Here is a 20264-nt window from a genome sequence, read left to right on the forward strand (position 1 = left end):
CGCACGGAAACGCCGGCATGGATGCGGTCCATGGCTTCATTCGCCGGGTGTGGTCTGAGGGTTCGCCCACGTCGTGGGCTCCTACCGGTCCTTTTATGCCGCCGTCGTCAGCTTTTCCCGGGCCGTTCGGGCGACCCAGACCATGCCTTTCAGCGCCTCGGCCACTTCCGGCCAGTCACGGGTCTTCAGGCCGCAATCCGGATTGACCCACAACTGGTCGGGTCGCAGCACCTTAAGTGCCCGGTCCAGCAGGTCGGCCATCTCGGCCTCGGCCGGTACGCGGGGCGAATGGATGTCGTAGACCCCGGGACCGATGCCGTTCGGGTAGCGGAAGCGGGTGAAGGCATCCAGCAGTTCCATGCGCGAGCGGCTGGTCTCGATGGAGATGACGTCCGCATCCATGGCCGCGACGGCCTCGATGATGTCGTTGAACTCCGAGTAGCACATGTGGGTGTGGATCTGGGTAGCGTCGCTCACGCCGCCGGCCGTGATCCGGAACGCGTCCACCGCCCAGCCGAGGTAATCGGCCCAGTCGGCGCGATGCAGCGGCAGGCCCTCGCGCAGCGCGGGCTCGTCGATCTGCACGATGCCGATGCCGGCTTTTTCCAGGTCGTGCACCTCGTCGCGCAGGGCCAGCGCGATCTGCCGGCAGACCTCGGCGCGGGGCAGGTCGTCGCGCACGAACGACCATTGCAGCATGGTCACCGGGCCCGTCAGCATGCCCTTCATGGGCTTGTTGGTCAGCGATTGCGCGTAGCTGGACCAGGCGACCGTCATCGCCGCCGGACGGGCCACGTCGCCGTAGATGATCGGTGGCTTGACGCAGCGCGAGCCGTAGCTCTGCACCCAGCCCAGCGAGGTAAACGCATAGCCCTGCAGCTGCTCGCCGAAGTACTCCACCATGTCGTTGCGCTCGGGCTCGCCGTGCACGAGGACATCCAGCCCTACCTCGTCCTGGAACGTCACCGCGCGGCGTACTTCGTCACGCAGCACAGCCTGGTAGGCCTCGTCGTCCAGCTTGCCGGACCGGTGGGCGGCACGTGCGAGCCGCAGGTCGGCGGTCTGCGGGAACGAGCCGATGGTGGTGGTGGGCAGGTCGGGTAGCCCGAAGCGCTCACGCTGCACGTTGGCCCGGAACGCATAGGCCGAACGGCGCTGGCCGAACTGCGGTGTCAGCCCGCGCACGCGCGTACGCACCTCGGCGCGCACCACGTCGGGCGAGCGGCGACGCGCCTCCACCGTATCGTGCTGGCGGGCGAGCACGCGTTGCGCGGCCTCGTCGCCGGTCGCGGCATCGGCGTAGCGGCGCAGTTCGACGATCTTCTGCCGGGCGAACGACAGCCACTCGCCGATCGCGCCGGGCAGGCGCTTTTCCTCGGCGGCGTCGATGGGCACGTGCAACAGTGAGCACGAGGTGGACAGCCAGAGCCGATCGTCACCCAGGCGCTTGCGTGCATGGGCGATGCGCGGGCCGATGATCGCGGGGTCGCTCAGCCAGATGTTGCGGCCGTCGAGCACGCCGGCGGACAACACGCTCCCGGCGGGCAGCGCGTCGATCACCTGGTCCAGTTGCCCGGGCGCGCGGGCCAGGTCCACGTGCAGGCCGGCCACCGGCAACGATGTGGCCAGGGCCAGGTTGGCCCCCAGTTCGCCGAAGTACGTGGCCAGGAGGATACGTCCGCGCTTGCGCTCGCCGATGGCGGCGTACGCCGACCGGTACGCCGCCTGCCAGGCCGGGTCGAGGTCCAGCACGAGGGCCGGTTCGTCGACCTGTATCCAGTCGGCACCTGCCTCCGTCAGCGCGTCGAGCAAGCCGCTCCAGGCCGGCAACAGGGCATCCAGCAGGGCAAGGGGATCGCTGCCGTCCACGGTCTTGGCCAGGCGCAGGAAGCTCAACGGCCCCAGTAGCACCGGGCGCGCCGTATGGCCCGCGGCCACGGCCTCACGGTATTCCGCCACCGCCTTGTCGGCCCGGGTGGCGAAGACCTGGCCCGCGTGCAGTTCCGGAACGATGTAGTGGTAGTTGGTATCGAACCACTTGGTCATTTCCAGTGCGTGCAGGTCCACCGTGTCGTCCTGGCGACCGCGCGCCATGGCGAAGTAGCCGGCCAGGGCGTCCCGCGTATGCAGGTCGCGGTAGCGGTCGGGGATGGCATCCACCGCGACGGCGGCATCGAGCACGTGGTCGTACAGGGAAAAGTCGTTGACCGGCACGCTGTCGGCGCCGGCCTCGCGGGCGAGTTGCCAGTGCCGCTCGCGCAGCTGGCGGGCCACCGTGAACAGGGCCTCGCGGTCGGTGTCGCCCCGCCAGTGGCTTTCGAGGGCGCGCTTGAGTTCACGGCGTCTGCCGATGCGGGGAAAACCGGGGTAGGTAACGTGTGGCATGTGGATACGTCCTCTTCGTGGCAAAGAGGAGGGAAGGGCGGCCCGCTGCCGGATACGCGCGCGCCGCCGCACGCAGGTGCGCGGCGTCGTGGGTGTCATGCGGCGTGCCGTCGACCTTCGCCCCCGCGGGCGAACCGGGCCACCACGCAGGCGCGGTGGGTCCAGGTCGTGCGGAGCGCGGGTACCCATGACGGTACCCGCGCTCAGGCCGGCGGCAGGTCTTCGGGCTCGTGGATGTGGCACCGGGAAAGGTGCCGCCTTGCGCGTCGCTTCCCGGATCGTTGTTCGATCCAGTGCCTGTGACGCGTTCGTCTCCACATACCGCTGCGGGGCAGCGCCGGATTCGCACCGGCTTCCCTCTTAGCTTTTATCTCTCCATTCGAATAGAGAGATAAAGACCGCTGGCGAGCGAAGACTAGCCTGCGTGACGGGGCCAGGTCAACGCGGGCGGCATGCATCGCCTCGACATGCCGGCCGCGAGGATGCGCCTGGACATCGACGGGAGGCAGGACATGGCGGGGCGACACATCGTGATGGCGACGGTCGGGTCACAGGGCGACCTGTTTCCCTTCCTGGCGGTGGGCCGGGAGTTGGCGGCGCGCGGGCACCGGGTCACCGTGGCCGCGCACGCCATCCATCGCGAGGCGGTGGCGGACGCTGGTTTGCGCTTCCTCCTGGCCAGCGGCATCGCCGAGCCGGAGGACAAGGCCGCCTTTGCCGCGCGCGCGTTCCACCCGCTACGCGGCCCGCGTTTCGTCGTTCGCGACCTGGCGGCTGCGGATGTGGCGGCGAGCTACCGGGCGCTGGCGCCCGTCTGCACGGATGCGGACGCCATCGTCACGACCACACTGGCCTTCGCCGCGCAGATCCTCGGGGAGACCACGGCTGTCGCCTGGCTGTCGGCGGTACTGTCGCCGGCCGCGTTCCTGTCGGCGTACGATCCGCCCGCCACAGGCCTGGCGGTGCTCGACCGCTTCCTGCGCGCCACGCCACGCCGCGGTGCCTGGCTTCGCCGTCTGGCCGAGCACGTCACGGCACCGTGGACGCGCCCGGTGCGCCGATTCCGCCAGTCGCTCGGCCTGGCGCCGGTATCGGCAGGGGGCGATCCCTTCCACCGCGGCCAGCACGCGCGCGACGGTGTGCTGGCGATGTACTCCCCGTTGCTGGGGCAGGCGCCGGCCGATGCCCCGGCGCGCACCGTGGTGACCGGCTACTGTCGTTACGCTCCCTCCCGGGGCAGCCTGCCGCCACTGCTCACGGCGTTCCTCGACGCCGGCGATCCACCGCTGGTGTTCACGCTGGGCTCGGCCGCGGTCCACGCGGGCGAAGGCTTCCTTCGCGAAAGCCTGGGTGCCGCCGCGATGCTTGGCCGCCGCGCCGTGCTGCTGACGGGATCGCCGGAAATGCGTTCGCGCCTGCCGACCGTGCTGCCCGATGGCGTGCTTGCCGTCGAATACGCCGCGCACGGCGCCCTGTTCGAACGTGCCGCGGCCGTCGTGCATCACGGCGGCGTAGGCACCACTCAGGAAGCCCTCCGCGCCGGCTGCCCCTCCCTGGTCGTGCCGCATGGGTTCGACCAGCCGGACAACGCGGCGCGAGTGGTTCGACTCGGCGTGGGCGCCGTGTTGCCAGCGGCTCGTTATCGTGCGGATCGCGCCGCCGCGCGGTTGCGCGAGTTGCTTGCCGACGAAGGCGTCGCCCTGCGCGCGCAACGCGCGGCTGCGGCTATCCGGGCGGAAACGGGTGCGTCACAGGCCGCCGACGTTATCGAAAAGGCGATCGAAACGCGGCGGCATTCACCCGCCCCTTCGACAGCGCGCTGATCGCAACCGCCACGCGTCGGTGCGCGGCGATTGCGCGTCATTTGGGCAGGGCATGCATCATTCGAAGCCCGCAATGGCCCTGGGCGTATAAGCGCCCTCCAGCGTGGCGATCTCGTCGGCGGTCAGCGTAAGCTCGATCGCCGCCACGGCATCGTCCAGGTGCTGCGGCTTCGATGCGCCCACGATCGGCGCGGTAATGCCTTCGCGCTGCGCGACCCATGCCAGAGCCACCTGTGCCCGCGGTACGCCGCGCGCTTCCGCCACCTGCTTCACCGCCGAAACGGTGGCACGGTCGGCATCTTCCGTGGCGCCGTAAAGCGTGCTGCCGAACACATCGCTCTGCTGCCGGGTGCTGTCTTCGTCCCAGTCGCGCGTCAGCCGTCCGCGTGCGAGCGGGCTCCACGGGAGCAGCGCGCGGCCGACGATTTCCTCGGAGGTGCCATCCGAGTAGGCGTTGGCGGTATCGAACGTATTGATGCCCAGGTCCAGCGCCTTGCGCAGGAAGGGGCGGCTCTGCGCTTCATCCAGCGTCCATGCGTGGTTGCCGCGGTCGGGCACGCCGTAGGTCATGCAACCCAGGACGACGGGGGAGATTTCCAGGCCAGTGCGGCCGAGTTTCACGTAGCGCATGGGTAGGGACTCCATGGAAAGAAACAGCGATCTTGGCGGATGTCACGTGGACGTGGCATAGAGCTCCCGTGACATCCCCGCCGCTGCTTTTGGCGTCTTCGCGACGCCGCTCGACCGGATATAGTCTTCGTAATCTTTCGATGGCGTGCTTGAAAGCGTCGTGCATGCCCCTATGTCATGCGCACGACGCTATGGTGTCATCCCTGCCAACCTTTGAAGAGCGCCACCCCATGTTCCGTTGCAAGCACGATTTGAAGCACCGCCTATCGATCGCCCCTGGGGCGCGTCGCGGGTGCGCGCGCTTCGTGCGGTGCGGCACGCCCTCCTAGGCGGCCGGCGCCAGCAGCCTGTCGACAGCACCCGCAAGGGTGCTTTTTTTTGACTTTTTTTCGTCGTCTCCGGAGTGCACGTGCCATGAAGAACCGCCGCGACCCCCGATCCTGACCCGTCCGGCTCCGCCAGGGGCGGCGGTCGTCGGATCGGGGAGTGCCTCGCTTGCCCCCTCGTCCACGCCCCTGGCGATCCCTTCAGGACACTGTCACCCATGAACACCGTCAACCGCGATACCCGCATTCCCGTCGACCGCTGGCGCAACCTTGGCATCATCGCGCACGTGGATGCAGGCAAGACCACGCTCACCGAGCGCCTGCTTTACGCCTCCGGCGCGATCCATCGCACGGGTGAGGTGCACGACGGCGCGACCACCACCGACCACATGGAGCTCGAGCGCGAGCGCGGCATCACGATCGGTGCCGCGGCCGTGCGCGCGCAGTGGACGCCGGATGGCGGCGAGCCGCATCGGCTTACCCTTATCGATACCCCGGGACACATCGATTTCGCGATCGAGGTGGAACGTTCGTTGCGCGTGCTCGACGGCGCGGTCACCGTCTTTTCCGGCGTGGCGGGCGTGCAGCCGCAATCGGAAACGGTGTGGCACCAGGCACGCCGCCATGGCGTGCCGCTCATGGCGTTCGTCAACAAGATGGATCGCCCGGGGGCGGACTTCGATGCCGTGGTCGCGCAGATGCGGGACACGCTGGGCGCCCGCCCTTGGGTCGTCGCGCGGCCGGTCATCGAGGCCGAACACATGACCGGCCTGGTCGACCTGGTCGGTGAGCGCACGTGGCGCTTCGATGCCGCCGGTCCGGCCGGCGTGCACGCGTGGGATGCCGCCGAGCGCGCCGTCCATGCGGCCGCGCGTGCGGACCTCGTGGCCGCGGTGGCCGATCACGACGACACGCTCGCCGCTCTTTGGCTGGCGGACGAACCGATCACGGCGAACGAACTGCGCGCAGCGTTGCGCCGCGGCACGCTGGCGGGCATCGGTTCGCCGGTGTTGGCGGGCTCTGCGTTCCGCAACGTCGGCATCGAGGCGTTGCTCGATGCGATGGTCGACTATCTGCCGTCGCCGGTGGATCGTCCGCCCGTGGTCGCGCATGCCGACGACGGTGACATCGCGGTGCTGCCCGATGCGCAGGCGCCCCTGGCGGCGCTGGTCTTCAAGGTGGTCCACCAGGCGCATGGCCCGCTGGCGTTCGTGCGTGTCTATGCCGGACGCCTGCGCGTCGGCGATGCGGTGTGGCGCAGCGGCACCGATCGCGTCCAGCGCGTGGGCCGGCTTGCCGTCGTGCGTGCCGACGAAACCGACGCCGTCGAGTTTGCCGAAGCGGGCGACATCGTAGCCGTCGCCGGCTGGAAGGACGTCGCCACGGGCGAAACGCTGGCCGACCCGCATCGCCCGGTAAGGCTGGAGACGATCCAGGCGCAGCCGGCCGTGCTGTCCTGGCGGTTGTCGCCGGAGCGCTCCGCCGACCTGCTCAAGCTCGGCAACGGCCTGGCGCGACTGGCGCAGGAGGACCCGTCGTTTCGCGTGGGCACCGATCCGGATACCGGCGAGACGCTGGTCTGGGGCATGGGCGAACTGCACCTGGAGGTGATGGTCGAGCGCCTTCGCCGCGAATGGGGTGTGTCGGTACGTACCGGTTCGCCGCGCGTGGCCTACCAGGAAACCCCGGCGAAGGCCTCCGGTCCGGTCGAAGGCAAGCTGGCCAAGCAGACCGGCGGCAGCGGGCAGTACGCGCGTGTCGTGCTGTCGCTGGCCCCGACCGGCGAGGCGGGCAATCGCTTCGAGGACCGCAGCACTGGTGGCGTCATTCCGAAGGCCTTCCAGTCGGCCGTGGAGAAGGGCGTGCGGTCGGCGCTGCTCGAGGGCCCGCGTGGTCACCCCGTGGTCGGTGCCGGCGTGACGGTGCTCGACGGCCAGGCCCACGCGGTGGATTCGAACGAGGCGGCCTTCCATCGGGCCGCGCAGATGGCAGTGAAAGCCGCCCTGGAGGCGACAGGCACGGTACTGCTGGAGCCGGTGATGCGGGTATCGGTCAGCACCCCGGGCACGGCCGTCGGCGATGTGCTCGGCGACCTGCAACGCCGTGGCGGGCATATCGTCCAGCTCACCGAGGCACAGGCGCGCACGGCGATCGAAGCCGACGTGCCGCTGGCCCGGCTGGATGGCTACAGCACCGCGCTGCGTTCGCTGAGCCAGGGGCGCGCATCGGCCACGGTGGCGTTCCATGCCTACCGTCCGGCGTCGGCGCAGGAGGTGTCGCATGCGGGGCGTGCTGCCGTTAGTCTTGGCGGATGATTGCCTATCCCGATGCCGTGACGCGGTTGCTCGCCGAATGCAGGACGCTTAGCAGTGAGCATCCAGGGCTCGACAAGGCGGCGGGGCGGGTCCTCGCCGCCGATGTCGTCAGCCCGCTATCGCTACCGGGGTTCGACAACGCGGCCATGGATGGCTACGCGTTACGGGCCCCCGGGGCCTCCATCGCCGCCGGTACCGGCTATCGTGTGGCCGCCATGCATGCCGCGGGCGATGGCGCGCCGGCCTACCCGGAAGCAGAATGTTGCGAGATCGCCACCGGGGCGCGCATGCCGGAAGGCTTCGATAGCGTGGTGCCGCTGGAGCGCTGCGAGCGCGACGGCGATCGCGTACGTTTTCTTGCGGACGAACCGCGGGGCCAGAACGTGCGCACCGTCGGTGGGGACATCCGTTCGGGCAGCGTCGCCTTGCACGCTGGCCGGCGTATCGATGCGTCGGCCGTCATGCTGCTGGCCGCGTTGGGTATCGACGGCGTCGATGTCGTACGGCGGCCGCGTGTGGCCATCATCGCCACGGGCAGCGAGTTGCATCCCGCCGGTGCGCTGCCGGCCGGTGGCATCCACGATTCCAACGGCCCGTTCCTCGCGGCCAGCTTGCTGCGCTGGGGCGCCGGGCTGGTCTTCCGTCGGCAGGTTCCCGATGTCGGTACGGCTTTCCACGAGGCCATCGCCGACGCCCTGGTGGCCGGTGTGGACCTGATCGTCACCACGGGTGCCGTGTCGGCCGGTCGGTTCGACTTCGTTCCCACCACGCTGTCGGCACTGGGCGCGCATACCCTGTTCCACAAGGTGGCGATGCGGCCGGGCAAGCCGTTGCTCGCCGCCCGCTTCGACGACGGCCCGCTGGTGCTCGGCCTGCCGGGCAACCCCATGGCCGTCGCGGTGGGCTATCGCTTCTTCGTGGCGCCGGTGCTGCGCGCGATGGCGGGCTTGCCTCCCGAACGCCCGCAGCGCGTGCGCGTCGCGGAAGGCGTGAGCTTGCGCGAGGGCCTGCATCACTTCGCCCTCGGTCGATTCATCGATGACATCGATGGCGAAACGAGGGTGTGCGTCATGCCGGCTCAGGCCGCCTATCGCATCGTGCCTTACACGCAGGCGGACACATGGCTGTCCGCGGCGGATGCGTTCAACGGAAGGGTGGATGCGTGGCCCCTCGACCCGGCGGATGCTCGATGATCCTCGGCTTGGTGCTTGCCGGCGGCCTGTCCTCGCGCATGGGGCGTGACAAGGCCGGACTGGTGATAGACGGTGCCACGCTGTTGCAGCGCGCGATCCTTGCATTGCACGCCGCCGGCGCGGCCATCGTCGCGGTCAGCGGCGATCGGCCTGGTGGCATCCCCGACCGCTGGCCGCGCAGCGGCCCCGTCGGCGGTATCGCCAGCGTGGCCGACCACCTGCCCGACGGAGAATTGCTCGTGGTGCCCGTGGACATGCCGCACCTGGGCGAGCCCCTGCTCGCGCCCTTGCTGGCGTCGGCAGGCATCCACGCCACGAGTTGCTGGCAAGGCCACCCCCTGCCGATGCGCCTGCGCCTGGATGCGATGTCACGCACGGCGCTTGAGGAGCTGATGACCCAGCCCGGTCCGGCATGCTCGATCGCCGCGCTGCAGTCGCGACTGGGTGTGGCCATGCTGCCACTCGACGCAGCGGTGACGCCGCGACTGGTCAATTGCAACACACCCGATCAATGGCGCGAGGCGACGGCATGAGAGTGCAGCTGGAGAACCACACGATCCGCGTGCGCATCGACGAGGACGAACTGTCCGTCCTGCTGGAAAACGTCGCCCTGCTGGGTTCGACAGCGTTCGGCACGGTGTTCACGATGCGCTACGCAGTGGATGCCACCGATGGCGCGGCATGCGTGCTTTCAGGCGATGCGCACGAGTGGCGGATGGAAGTGCCACGCACGGCGTTGCAGGAACTGCAGGCGCGGCTGCCTAGCAAGGACGGCCTGGTGTTCGAGATACCCGGCCATGAGACCGTCGCCACCACGGTGCGTTTCGATGTGGACGTGAAGGACAGCCTGCGTCGGCGGCGCGGTTGATCCCGTCCCCTTAAAGTATCCGCTGCGGCCGCGTGTAGACGTTGAAGCGCCCCGGCCGTGCGAAGCCGATCAGGGTCACGCCGCAGTCGGCCGCCAGATGCACCGCCAGCGCGGTAGGCGCGGAGATAGCCACCACCACCGCGATACGTGCGACGGCGGCCTTGGTCACCATCTCGTAGCTGGCCCGGCTGGTCAGCACCACGAATCCCTGGTCGGTGTCGATGCGCGCCGCCAGCAGTGCGCCGATCAGCTTGTCCAGCGCGTTGTGCCTGCCGACGTCCTCGCGCACGCTGAGCAGGGTGCCGTCCGGCAAGGCCCAGGCGGCGGCGTGGACGGACCCGGTGAATGCGTTGATGGGTTGCGACCCGCGCAGGGATGCCAGGGCGTGTTCGATGGCGGAAGGTGTGATCGACGGGCCGGCCCCGACAGGGCGCGGATGCCGCACCACGTCTTCCAGCTCACGGCTGCCGCAGATGCCGCAGCCGCTGCGGCCGGGCAGGGTGCGCGATGGCGGTTCGACAGGACGCTCGCGCGGCATGTGCCCCACGGTACGCACGTCCACCGTGACGCCCTCCAGCACTTCACGAATGTCGATCGACGTGATCTCGTCGATCGACGCCACCTTGCCTTCGGTCAGGGCGAAACCGCGGGCGAAGTCCTCGAGGTCGTGCGGCGTAGCCATCATCACTGCGAACGGTTCGCCGTCCACATGCATCGCCACCGGCACTTCCTCGGCCAGCCGGTCGTCGTCCTGCGTGGCCGCGCCGCGCTCGAAGCGCAGCACGGGTCGCGTCACCCATCCGGCCGTCGACTTACGATCAGGCAACGGCATGCGCCGCCGCCCGTTCGATCCGCACGGGCACCGATTTATAGGCCGGCGTGCCGGAGCGGCGATCGTGGCTTTCCAGCGCGATCAGCGCGTTGCCCTCCGGGTAGTACATGGCCACGGAGCCCGGCGCGATGTCGTAGGCCACCGCCGTGAACCCGCGCACGGCGCGTGCCTTGCCGTCGGCCACGTTGGCGCCGGTGGCGAATACGTCGATGCGATCGCCGTGTTTCAGTCCGCGTGCGGCGAGGTCGTCGGCGTGCAGGAAGATGACGTCGCGCCGCCCGGTCACGCCGCGGTAGCGGTCGTTGAGGCCGTAGATGGTGGTGTTGTATTGGTCGTGCGAGCGGATGGTGGTGAGCATCAGGTCGCCCTCGGCCAGCGGCGCATCCTCGTCCAGCCCGCGAGCCAGGAGGAAATGCGCGCGGCCGTCCGGCGTGTCCCAGGCGCGCTCGCTGGCGGCGACGCGCAGGCGGAAACCGCCGGGTGCACCGACGCGCCGGTTGAAGTCGCGGAAGAGCGGAAAGACCTTCTCGATGTCGTCGCGGATCAGGTTGTAATCGCCGATCAGGCGGTCCCAGTCCACGCGGGTGGCGGGCAGCGTGGCCTTGGCGATGCCGCCGACGATCCACGGCTCGGAGCGCAGGTGTTCCGACGCGGGTTTCAGCGTGCCGGCGGACGCATGCACCATCGACATGGAATCCTCCACCGTGACCGCCTGCGGCCCGGTGGCCTGCTCGTCCAGTTCGGTGCGGCCCAGGCAGGGCAGTATGAACGACTGCCGGGCCAGGATCAGGTGCGAGCGGTTGAGCTTGGTGGCGATATGCACGGCGAGGTCGAGGCCACGCATGGCGGCGAAGGTTTCCTCGGTGTCGGGCATGGCCACGGCCAGGTTGCCGCCCAGCGCCACCAGCGCCTTCGAGCGGCCTTCGCGAATGGCGATCACCGCGGCGACGGCATCGTGGCCATGCCCAACCGGTGGCTCGAAGCCGTAGGTGCTGCGAAGGCCCTCGTTGAGCGCGGCGTTCGGCTTCTCCGTGATGCCCACGGTGCGGTCGCCCTGCACATTGCTGTGGCCGCGCAGCGGGCAGATGCCGGCGCCTTCGCGGCCGATGTTGCCGCGCATCAGCAACAGGTTGGCGATCTGCTGGACGTTCTCGGTGCCGTGCGCGTGCTGGGTGATGCCCATGCCGTAGCAGACGATCACCTTGGACGCACGGGCATAGATGGATGCCGCGTGCTCGACCTCCGCGCGCGTCAGGCCGGAGGTGCGTTCGATGGCCGCCCAGTCGGTCGCCTCGATGTCGGCGACCAGCGCCTCGAAGCCGGTGGTGTTGGCGGCGATGAAATCCCGGTCGATCACGCCCGGCATGCCCTCGGCGAGGGCCCTGGCGTCTTCGACGAGCAGATACTTCATCATGCCCTTGAGCACCGCCACGTCGCCGCCGATCCTCAGCTTGTAATAGGTGGAGGCGATGCGCACGGCGCTGTTGGTGAGCATCTCCACCGGGTGTTGCGGCGAGGTGAAGCGTTCCAGGCCCCGCTCGGGCAGCGGGTTGAGCACGACGATGGGCACGCCGCGCAGCGAGGCCTCGCGCAATGTAGAAAGCATGCGCGGATGGTTGGTGCCGGGGTTGTGGCCGATGCAGAAGATCGCGTCGCAGTGATCGAAATCCTCGAGCGTCACGGTGCCCTTGCCCGAGCCCAGCGATTCCGGCAGGCCCACGCTGGTGGCCTCGTGGCACATGTTGGAGCAGTCGGGGAAGTTGTTCGTGCCGTATTCGCGAACGAACAGCTGGTAAAGGAACGCCGCCTCGTTGGAGGCGCGCCCCGACGTGTAGAACTCGGCCATGTCCGGCGAGGGCAGCGCGCGCAGGGCGGCGCCGATGCGCGCGAACGCGTCGTCCCAGGCGATCGGGCGGTACGTATCGGTGTCGGCGTCATAGGCCAGCGGGTGGGTCAGCCGGCCCAGGCCCTCCAGGGCGTAGTCGGTCAGGTTCCACAGGTCGGCGACGGTATTGGCCGCGAAGAACTCCGGTTTTACGCGTTTCGCCGTGGCTTCCCACGACACCGCCTTGGCGCCGTTCTCGCAGAACTCGAACGAGGAGGTTTCCTTTGGATCGGGCCAGGCGCAACCGGGGCAGTCGAAGCCCTTGGGCTGGTTGACCTTGTGCAGCGCGATGGACTCGCGGGCAAGGGCCATCTGGCCGCTGAGCGCGCGGGCGACCGCGCCGAGCGCGCCCCACCCACCTGCCGCACCGTCGTAGGGTTCGATGCCGGGAATGTCGTTCTCGCTCATGCCTGTGCCTCAGGTTGACCCGCCTGGCGCCATTCTACGCGCCTGTGTCGGCGAGGAAATTGAACGGTGGCCGAGGGCATTCACGCGGCCTTGCCGGGTGCTGCCCCAACCTCCGCGCCGCTCGGCGCCCCTCCCCGTCGCCAGGAAGAATCGAACGTGCCAGCCCAACCGCTCGCAACCGTGCTGCACGATGACGCCCCCGCGCCGCGTGGACTGCCCATCGGCGATCTCCGGGGCTTCGGCCGCGTGGGCGACGACGCGTCCCTGGCCTGCCTGGCGCTCGACCGTGCGCGGGGGGCCTTGCAGCCGTCGCATCCCGACCGCGCCCTGCTGGCGCTGCACACGGACGGCCCGGTCGAGTGGACCGCCGCTTACGTGCCCGGCACCCAGGTGCTCGAAACCACCGGGCGCATGGCGACGGGCGAGGTGCGCGTGGTGGACTTCATGCCGCTGGCCGAAGGCCGCCCGGGGCAGGGCGAGTCGGTGCCGGCGGGGCGTTTCGTTCGCCTGGTCAGCTGCACGGAAGGCGAGGTGGCCTTCCGGCTGGTGTGCGCCGTGGCGGTGGACGCCGCGCCCGCCCTGGAGGCGCGCACCGTGGACGGCTGGTACGTGGCGTGTTCACGTCCGCTGGACTTCGCCGACGAACTGGCTGCGACGCATGTGCGGCTTGCCGCCGGCGAAAGCATGGCCATCGTGCTGGCGGCCGCACCGGTGGACGGCGGTGCCGCATTGATCGCGGATACCTTGCACGGCCTGGGCGACACCATCCATTACTGGACCTGGTGGAGCGACCGCTGCCGTTACAAGGGTTCCGACTTCGAGGAACGGTTGCGCGACGTGCTGGCGTTGAAGCTGTGCTGCGCACCCGGTGGCGGCATCGTGGGTGAACATCCCGGCACGGGCGGCTTCGCCGCCGCGCCGCTGGTGGAATGCTCCCGTGCGGCGGCCCGCTTCCTGGACCTGGGTTATCGCCAGGAATGCGTCGACCTGCTGAACCACGTGCACGGTCATCGGCCTGCCGTGGACCAGGTCAGCTGGGCCTCGGACGAGGGCTTCGCGGACACGCTGGCCCGTTATATCGAGCGCTATGGCGATGCCGGCCTGCCGGAGGGATTGCGCCAGGCGGTCGTCTCGCCGGATGCCCCGCTACAGCGGGCCGTGTAGGGTCGATGCCTCGGGTCAGGCCGCCAGCGACACGCCGGCGGCCAGTGCATCGAAATACTCGCGCATGAGCCGCAGCTGCGACGCGGCGTCCTCGGCCTGGTTGACCACGTGGCGGAAAGCGGCGTTTTCCGGGCGGTCCTTCGCGTACCAACCCAGGTGCTTGCGGGCGATGCGCACGCCCATCCGTTCGCCGTAGAACGCATAAAGCTGTTCGAGATGGCCGGCGAGGATGTCGCGCACCTCGGCAGGCGACGGCTCGGCGAGGAAGCCGCCGGTTTCCAGGTGATGAGCGATCTCGCGGAAGATCCACGGCCGGCCCTGGGCGCCGCGACCCACCATGATCGCGTCCGCGCCGGTGGCGGCCAGCACGTGCCGTGCCTTCTCCGGCGAGGTGATGTCGCCGTTGGCCATCACCGGAATGCCGACCGCAGCCTTGACGGCGGCAATGGTGGCGTATTCGGCGTCACCCTCGTATTTGTCGGCGCGCGTGCGGCCGTGCACGGCCAGCGCCGCGATACCGGCGTCCTCGGCGATGCGCGCGATGGTCAGCGCGTTGCGGTGTTCCCGGTCCCAGCCGGTGCGGATCTTCAGGGTGACCGGCACGTCCACGGCGCGGACCACGGCATGCAGGATACGCGCGACCAGGGGTTCGTCCTGGAGCAGGGCGGAACCGGACCACACGTTGCAGACCTTCTTGGCCGGGCAACCCATGTTGATATCGACCAGCTGGGCGCCGTTGTCGGCGTTGTACTTCGCGGCTTCGGCCAGCATGCCGGGGTCGTAGCCGGCGATCTGCACGCTGACCGGCTCCGGCTCGCCCTGGTGGTCCATCCGGCGCAGCGATTTGGGGGTGTTCCACAGGCGCGGATCGGACGCAGTCATCTCGGACACCGCCAGGCCCGCGCCCATGCGCTTGCACAGGAGCCGGAACGGTTTGTCGGTCACGCCCGCCATGGGTGCGAGCACCACGTGGGGCGCGATGGTGTAGGGGCCGATGCGCATGGCGTGATTTTACGCGATCCGCGGCACGACCGTCGTCGGGCCCGATGGGTCGGGATCAAGTCCCACGCCGGCCGGCCGATATGCTTCCATGGCACCAAGGGGCTGAAGCCGGATCATGGGTACGGGTGTGGAACAGGACATCTGGGAGCGTAAATACCACCTCGCACTGGAGAGGATGGAGCGCGACGAGCGCGATTTCCGCGAGCTGGAGGAAGGCCTGCGCCGCCTCGCCGTGCGCCTGGCCGCCCTTGCCCGGGGCCAAGGCAGCGACATCGACGGCCTGCTCGACCGGCTGAACGAGGCGCTGCGCGACTCCCCCCAGCCCGCCCTGCTGGATACGCTGCTGGAATCCTTGTCGGAAGCCGTGGCCGGGCTGGATCGCCTGCCGCCGGCGGTGAACGACGATGCCCCGGCCGCGCCCGCCGTCTCCGTGGTCGCCGCCGCGCCGGCTGCGCCCGCCGTCGCGGCAACCGAGGCCGTAGCACCCTCACCCTTGCAGCAAGACAGTGAGGTGGTGGCGTCGCTGCGCACGGATATCGCCCGCCTGCAGGACCTACTGGCCGCGGTCAGCTCGCGTCTCGGCGACATGACCCGCTACCTCGCCGCCGAACTGGCCTATGGCGAAGCCACCGCGGGCGGCCGCGAACTGGATGCCACGGTGCGCGAGGAAATGCGCGCGCTGGGCGAAAGCACCCTCACCGCGACAGACCTTGGCGCCCTTCAGGCGGAGGTCAATGCGCGCCTGTCGCTGATCGACACGCACTTCCGCGAGTACCGCGACCGCGAGGACGCCCGCATGGCCGCCTACCGCGACCGCGCCGAGCGCATGCGCGACCGTGTCGAGGAGCTGGAAACCCAGGCAAGCTCGCTGCAGGATTCGCTGCGCCGCGAGCACGCGCTGGCGCTGACCGACCTGCTCACCGGCCTGCCCAACCGGCTGGCCTACGAGCGTCACATCGAAGCGGCCCAGGCGCGGATGCGCGAAACCGGCGCGTCGCTCTGCCTGGCGGCGCTCGACATCGACCATTTCAAGACGATCAACGACAGCCTGGGCCACGCCGCCGGCGACGCCGTGCTGCGTATCGTGGGCCAGACGCTGACCCGCGAGCTCCCTGATGCGGCGTTCGTGGCGCGTTACGGCGGCGAGGAATTCGTCGTGGTATTCAGCGGCATCGAACGCGATGCCGCCCTCCAGGCTGCAAAGGCGCTGTGCGCCCTAGTGGCCTCACTCGCGTTCCATGCCAGCGGAAAGCCGGTCACCGTTACCATGTCCGGCGGCGTCGCCTGCTTCGGCCGGAACGACACGACCACCGAGGTGTTCGAACGCGCCGATCAGGCACTGTATTCGGCAAAACGCGCAGGCCGCAATCGCTGCGAAGCAGGCTGATCCCGCTTTGGCGCACGCCGCACGATGTACCACGTGTTTGTAGGAGCGCACGATGTGCGCGACATCTTTTCACGATAAGGTTTTCGTGTGCCGTGTGCCGTGTGCCGTGTGCCGTGTGCCGTGGAGCAAGAGCCGGCGGGTAGCCCCCTCGGTGCCACGCCTGCGGCGACCCGCTAAGGAAGGGCCGCTGGCGCGGCCGTATATCTATTGCCCTTCGGGCCCGGGTCGGGCTTCGCACAGGGGTTCTCGACTCGACATCCTGTCTCGCGAGAACGGCCGGCCGTCCTGGCCGGCCCCCTTCGGGCCTGATCTGTGCGAAACCCTCGCCTGCGGCTACCGGCACCGAGGGGGCTACCCGCCGGCTCTTCCCGACACTGAGGTGGGTTGTGACGCGAGCGGTCGCAGATGTGCGGGGTATGGCGTCAGCGCTTCGTTGGCTTTTCGCCCACATCGTGGGCTCCTACCCTAGGGGTAGGACAGGTTGTGGCATATCCCACGCGTGATCCGCCGGCTTGGGGGGGGGGGTAGGAGCGCACGCACGTGCGCGAACCCTCAACGTATCTAAGGCGACCGATGCCATGTAAAGCAGGCAAGCGAGCGTTCCCAGCCACGAAGCGAAACCAGGCTCTTCGCTCTTCCCACACGCAACCTCAGTGTCAGGAAGAGCCGGCGGGTGCCACCCTCGTGGCCGGTAGCCGCAGGCGAGGGATTCGAACGGAAAAGGCCCGAAGGGGGCCGGCCAGGACGGCCGGCCGTTTTCGCGAGACAGGGATGTCGAGTCGAAAACCCCCGCTCGAAGCCCGACGCGGCCCGTAGGGCAATCAATACATGGCCGCGGAGCGGCTTTCATTGACGGGTCGCCGCAGGCGTGGCCACGAGGGTGGCACCCGCCGGCTCTTGCTCCAACGCAATAAGGCCCAACGCGATGCCGAAGGCGAGCTTTCAAACCCGCAAAAACAAAAAAACCGCGCAGGCGACAGGGAGCAACTCCCCGCCGCCCGCGCGGCTGTCTTCGCACAAACCTGACGAACGATCAGTCGCGGCGCGCGAGCAGCATGCCGACGAGGATGCCGACGCCGAAGCCGCTCAGGATCGCGCCGAGCGGGCGATGGGCAACCGCATCGCGGACGGTGTCGACGGCTTCGCCGGCCTTGGCCTGGACGCGGCCGGCCGTCTCACGGATGGCGCCTTCGCCTTCCATGCCGTGGTCGCCCACGAGGGCGCCGGCGGCACGCTGCACACGGCCGCCGACAGTGTTGGCGGCGCCGCGGATCTGGTCTTCGTTCATGGTTTTTGCTCCAGGTGGGTTGGACGAGGGCCGACAGTGCCTTGTCGTAAGTGCACGAAGCGACAAGACCTCGTCGACTCCGTTCATTCACCGGGTCCATGCGGCGACGCGCCATAATCGTGGACTTCCGGTTCGACGAAGGGTCCATCCGCCCATGGAAGCGAAAAAAGACAAGCCATCCTCGTCCGGCGCGGCCGCCAGGCCCGCGGCGGTCGTGACCCGGTGCCCTGTCCGGTTCACTGTCCTCACGCCGCGGTTGCTGCGACTGGAGTGGAGTGCGGAGGGCCGGTTCCGCGATGGCCGTACGCAGGTGGTCGTGCACCGTGACCTCGATGTGCCGGCGTTCCAGGTGACCGAGGACGACGCGTCCCTCCAGATCGACACTGATCGCCTGAGCCTGCGCTACGACAAGGCCGGCGGGCGCTTCCAGGCCGGCAATCTCTCGGTGCGCCTGCGTGGGCACGGCGACGCGGACGTCGTCTGGCATCCGGGCGACATGCAGACCGCCAACCTGGGTGGCACGTACCGCACGCTGGACCGTTACGACGGCGACACCTGGCAGGACGGCAGCACCTTGCCCCTGGAAGAGGGCCTGCTCGCCCGCGATGGCTGGCATGTGGTCGACGATACCGAAAGCTTCGGCCTGGACGACGACGACTGGGTCACGGCGCGTCCGTCCGGCGAGCGCCAGGACCTGTATTTCTTCGGTTACGGGCACGACTACACGGCGGCCCTGGCCGATTTCGCGGCGATCGCCGGGCCGCAGCCGATGCCGCCGCGGTTCGTGTTCGGCTACTGGTGGTCGCGTTACTGGAATTATTCGGACCAGGAGCTGCGTACGCTGGGTGCGCGCTTCGTCAAGGAACGCATTCCGCTCGACGTGCTGGTGCTGGACATGGACTGGCACACCACGCCCGGGCTGTCGTTGCGCCCGGGACACGAGGAAAAGGATGTCTTCGGCGAACAGTCCGGATGGACCGGCTACACCTTCAACCGCAGCCTGTTTCCGGACCCAGTCGCATTCATGCAGTGGGCGCATGGCCAGAAGCTGCGCGTGACGCTCAACCTGCACCCGGCCTCGGGGGTGATGCCGCACGAGGAAAAGTACCAGGCGATGGCCGATGCGCTGTCGTGGGATACCTCCACGCAGGCGCCCATCCCCTTCGAGGGCACGTCGCGTTCGTACATGCGCGCCCTGTTCGACACGGTGCTGCACCCGCTGGAGCGGGAGGGTGTGGACTTCTGGTGGCTCGACTGGCAGCAGTGGCCCGAGTCGAAAGCCCATCCGGGCCTTTCAAACACCTGGTGGCTCAACCACGTGTTCTTTACCCAGATGCAGCGCGAGGGCGACCAGCGCGGGCTGATCTACCATCGCTGGGGCGGCCTCGGTAACCACCGTTATCCGATCGGTTTTTCCGGCGACAGTGTGATCTCCTGGACCTCGTTGGCCTACCAGCCGCACTTCACCGCCATGGCGTCCAACGTGCTGTATGGGTACTGGAGCCACGACATCGGCGGGCACACCTTCCACAAGCACATCCCGCGCCCGGAGCGGCACCTGGAGCCGGAGCTCTACGCGCGCTGGATGCAGCTGGGCGTGTTCAGCCCGGTGTTGCGCACGCATTCGGCCAAGGAGGCCAGCCTGCACAAGGAGCCGTGGCACTTCGGGCCGCCCTATGGCGATGCCATCTTTGCGGCCATCCGCCTGCGTTACCAGTTGGCGCCGTATATCTATGCAGCCGCGCGGCAGGCCTACGAGACGGGCCTGTCCATCGTGCGGCCGATGTATTACCACTGGCCCGAGCACGACGAGGCGTACACGCACCCCTCGCAATACATGTTCGGCAACGACCTGCTGGTGGCGCCGGTGACGGTGCCCGTAGGCGCCGACGGCACCGCGCCGTTTCCGGTCTGGTTGCCGCCGGGTCGGTGGTACAGCCGTGACGGCGCCGACGTTTTCGAGGGTGGCCGCGTGCTGGCGCAGTGCTACACCCTGGAGGAAACGCCGGTGTTCGTTCGCCACGGGAGTGTCGTTCCGCTGTACCCGGAAGGCATGCGCGACCTGGCCAAGGTGCCGGATGAGCTGATCCTGCAGGTGTTCCCGGGCGCCGAGGGCCACACCGAACTTTACGACGACGACGGCGAGAGCCAGGGCTACCGGCGTGGCGAGTGCTCGCGCATCCGTTTGGAAAACCGCAAGGATGCCACCTCGCACCGGTTGCACATCGCCCGCAGCGAAGGCGACTTCCCGGGCAAGCATCCGGTGCGCTCTTACATCGTGCAGTTCCTGGATGCGGGCATGCCGGACAGCGTGGAGGTGGACGGGCGCGTGCTGCCTTACAGTGCGCAGCCGAAGCAGGGCACGTGGCTGTTCGACACGGCGTGGTTGTGCATCCGGATCGATCTCGGCCCGGTGAGCATGGACGAGGCGCACGAGGTGATCGCGCGTGTCCGTCCGGCGCATGTGCCGACGTCGGGCCTGCTGCGACGCATGCGGCGTGCTGCCGATGCGGTGCTCTACCTCAAGCAGGTATGGGGCGACATCTCCGCGCTGCCCGACGAGGTGGACCTGGCCAGCCAGGCATCTCGCGTGCTGGCCTATGCGGTGGAGCAGGGCGACGACGCCGGCCGTGGCGATCGCTTCATGGCCGCGGTGGCCGCGTTCGAGTCCCGCTACGCGGCGCTGCCGGCGAGCGTGGCGGCGACGCCGATCGACGATGCCCTCAAGCGCGGCTTCGTCGACGTGCTGGAGCGCTGA

Annotated in this window: 14 protein-coding genes and 1 riboswitch; of the genes, 8 read left to right on the forward strand and 6 right to left on the reverse strand. The window is 69.0% G+C overall.

Annotation, left to right across the window (positions count from 1 at the left end; translation table 11 throughout):
* Nucleotides 1–93: 93 nt before the first annotated feature.
* Nucleotides 94–2385 carry a 5-methyltetrahydropteroyltriglutamate--homocysteine S-methyltransferase gene (gene metE, locus AB8808_RS03215; protein WP_369926689.1) on the reverse strand — a complete coding sequence of 764 codons (2292 nt, stop codon included), beginning with the start codon at nt 2383–2385 and terminating at the stop codon, nt 94–96.
* 196 nt (nt 2386–2581) lie between these two features.
* Nucleotides 2582–2803, reverse strand: a riboswitch (cobalamin riboswitch).
* A 34-nt stretch (nt 2804–2837) separates the two neighbouring features.
* On the opposite strand from metE, the gene AB8808_RS03220 reads away from it, so the two are divergent.
* Entirely contained in the window at nt 2838–4208 is a 1371-nt protein-coding gene (locus tag AB8808_RS03220; RefSeq protein WP_369926691.1) for a glycosyltransferase, read from the forward strand.
* A gap of 57 nt (nt 4209–4265) precedes the next feature.
* Here the strand turns inward: AB8808_RS03220 and AB8808_RS03225 are convergent, their stop codons facing one another.
* A complete protein-coding gene (locus AB8808_RS03225; RefSeq protein ID WP_369926693.1) occupies nt 4266–4838 on the reverse strand; it encodes an aldo/keto reductase in 573 nt (190 codons plus the stop codon).
* Nucleotides 4839–5382: 544 nt separating this feature from the next.
* Here AB8808_RS03225 and fusA point away from each other — a divergent pair.
* Genes fusA through AB8808_RS03245 form a run of 4 tightly spaced genes read left to right on the forward strand, consistent with a single transcriptional unit; the run spans nt 5383 to nt 9540 of the window.
* Nucleotides 5383–7479, forward strand: coding sequence for an elongation factor G (fusA, locus tag AB8808_RS03230; RefSeq protein WP_369926695.1), 2097 nt, complete (start codon nt 5383–5385; stop codon nt 7477–7479).
* A complete protein-coding gene (locus tag AB8808_RS03235; protein WP_369926697.1) occupies nt 7476–8672 on the forward strand; it encodes a molybdopterin molybdotransferase MoeA in 1197 nt (398 codons plus the stop codon). Before fusA ends, AB8808_RS03235 begins: the two co-directional genes overlap by 4 nt.
* Nucleotides 8669–9205, forward strand: a complete 537-nt coding sequence (mobA, locus tag AB8808_RS03240) for a molybdenum cofactor guanylyltransferase (protein WP_369926699.1) — start codon at nt 8669–8671, stop codon at nt 9203–9205. The genes AB8808_RS03235 and mobA overlap by 4 nt, the downstream gene beginning before the upstream one ends.
* On the forward strand, nt 9202–9540 hold the full coding sequence (locus AB8808_RS03245) for a hypothetical protein (protein ID WP_369926701.1): 339 nt from the start codon (nt 9202–9204) through the stop codon (nt 9538–9540). Before mobA ends, AB8808_RS03245 begins: the two co-directional genes overlap by 4 nt.
* Before the next feature lie 10 nt (nt 9541–9550).
* Here AB8808_RS03245 and fdhD read toward each other — a convergent pair whose 3' ends face one another.
* Nucleotides 9551–10372 carry a formate dehydrogenase accessory sulfurtransferase FdhD gene (fdhD, locus tag AB8808_RS03250; RefSeq protein WP_369926703.1) on the reverse strand — a complete coding sequence of 274 codons (822 nt, stop codon included), beginning with the start codon at nt 10370–10372 and terminating at the stop codon, nt 9551–9553.
* Nucleotides 10359–12665: an FdhF/YdeP family oxidoreductase gene (locus tag AB8808_RS03255; RefSeq protein WP_369926705.1), complete on the reverse strand. Its 2307-nt coding sequence runs from the start codon at nt 12663–12665 to the stop codon at nt 10359–10361. Before AB8808_RS03255 ends, fdhD begins: the two co-directional genes overlap by 14 nt.
* A 156-nt stretch (nt 12666–12821) precedes the next feature.
* Here AB8808_RS03255 and AB8808_RS03260 point away from each other — a divergent pair, with 156 nt between their 5' ends.
* The gene (locus AB8808_RS03260) at nt 12822–13829 is read left to right on the forward strand and encodes a glycoside hydrolase family 15 protein (RefSeq protein ID WP_369926707.1); all 1008 of its coding nucleotides are present in this window, start codon (nt 12822–12824) and stop codon (nt 13827–13829) included.
* A 15-nt stretch (nt 13830–13844) separates the two neighbouring features.
* Here the strand turns inward: AB8808_RS03260 and dusB are convergent, their stop codons facing one another.
* Nucleotides 13845–14831 carry a tRNA dihydrouridine synthase DusB gene (dusB, locus tag AB8808_RS03265; protein ID WP_369926709.1) on the reverse strand — a complete coding sequence of 329 codons (987 nt, stop codon included), beginning with the start codon at nt 14829–14831 and terminating at the stop codon, nt 13845–13847.
* 115 nt (nt 14832–14946) lie between these two features.
* Here dusB and AB8808_RS03270 point away from each other — a divergent pair, with 115 nt between their 5' ends.
* Complete coding sequence (locus AB8808_RS03270; RefSeq protein ID WP_369926711.1) at nt 14947–16218, forward strand: GGDEF domain-containing protein; 1272 nt, start codon at nt 14947–14949, stop codon at nt 16216–16218.
* A gap of 1033 nt (nt 16219–17251) precedes the next feature.
* Here AB8808_RS03270 and AB8808_RS03275 read toward each other — a convergent pair.
* Entirely contained in the window at nt 17252–17506 is a 255-nt protein-coding gene (locus AB8808_RS03275) for a CsbD family protein (protein WP_036137703.1), read from the reverse strand.
* Between the two features lie 154 nt (nt 17507–17660).
* On the opposite strand from AB8808_RS03275, the gene AB8808_RS03280 reads away from it, so the two are divergent.
* Entirely contained in the window at nt 17661–20264 is a 2604-nt protein-coding gene (locus tag AB8808_RS03280; RefSeq protein WP_369926713.1) for a glycoside hydrolase family 31 protein, read from the forward strand.

The organism is Xanthomonas sp. NCPPB 2632, from assembly GCF_041228075.2.
Taxonomy (GTDB): domain Bacteria; phylum Pseudomonadota; class Gammaproteobacteria; order Xanthomonadales; family Rhodanobacteraceae; genus Luteibacter.

Excerpts from the sequence above, each read along its gene's own strand:
- metE (WP_369926689.1), bottom strand. The coding sequence starts at position 2,385 with ATGCCACACGTTACCTACCCCGGTTTTCCCCGCATCGGCAGACGCCGT.
- AB8808_RS03220 (WP_369926691.1), top strand. The coding sequence starts at position 2,838 with ATGCATCGCCTCGACATGCCGGCCGCGAGGATGCGCCTGGACATCGAC.
- AB8808_RS03225 (WP_369926693.1), bottom strand. The coding sequence starts at position 4,838 with ATGCGCTACGTGAAACTCGGCCGCACTGGCCTGGAAATCTCCCCCGTC.
- fusA (WP_369926695.1), top strand. The coding sequence starts at position 5,383 with ATGAACACCGTCAACCGCGATACCCGCATTCCCGTCGACCGCTGGCGC.
- AB8808_RS03235 (WP_369926697.1), top strand. The coding sequence starts at position 7,476 with ATGATTGCCTATCCCGATGCCGTGACGCGGTTGCTCGCCGAATGCAGG.
- mobA (WP_369926699.1), top strand. The coding sequence starts at position 8,669 with ATGATCCTCGGCTTGGTGCTTGCCGGCGGCCTGTCCTCGCGCATGGGG.
- AB8808_RS03245 (WP_369926701.1), top strand. The coding sequence starts at position 9,202 with ATGAGAGTGCAGCTGGAGAACCACACGATCCGCGTGCGCATCGACGAG.
- fdhD (WP_369926703.1), bottom strand. The coding sequence starts at position 10,372 with ATGCCGTTGCCTGATCGTAAGTCGACGGCCGGATGGGTGACGCGACCC.
- AB8808_RS03255 (WP_369926705.1), bottom strand. The coding sequence starts at position 12,665 with ATGAGCGAGAACGACATTCCCGGCATCGAACCCTACGACGGTGCGGCA.
- dusB (WP_369926709.1), bottom strand. The coding sequence starts at position 14,831 with ATGCGCATCGGCCCCTACACCATCGCGCCCCACGTGGTGCTCGCACCC.
- AB8808_RS03270 (WP_369926711.1), top strand. The coding sequence starts at position 14,947 with ATGGGTACGGGTGTGGAACAGGACATCTGGGAGCGTAAATACCACCTC.
- AB8808_RS03275 (WP_036137703.1), bottom strand. The coding sequence starts at position 17,506 with ATGAACGAAGACCAGATCCGCGGCGCCGCCAACACTGTCGGCGGCCGT.
- AB8808_RS03280 (WP_369926713.1), top strand. The coding sequence starts at position 17,661 with ATGGAAGCGAAAAAAGACAAGCCATCCTCGTCCGGCGCGGCCGCCAGG.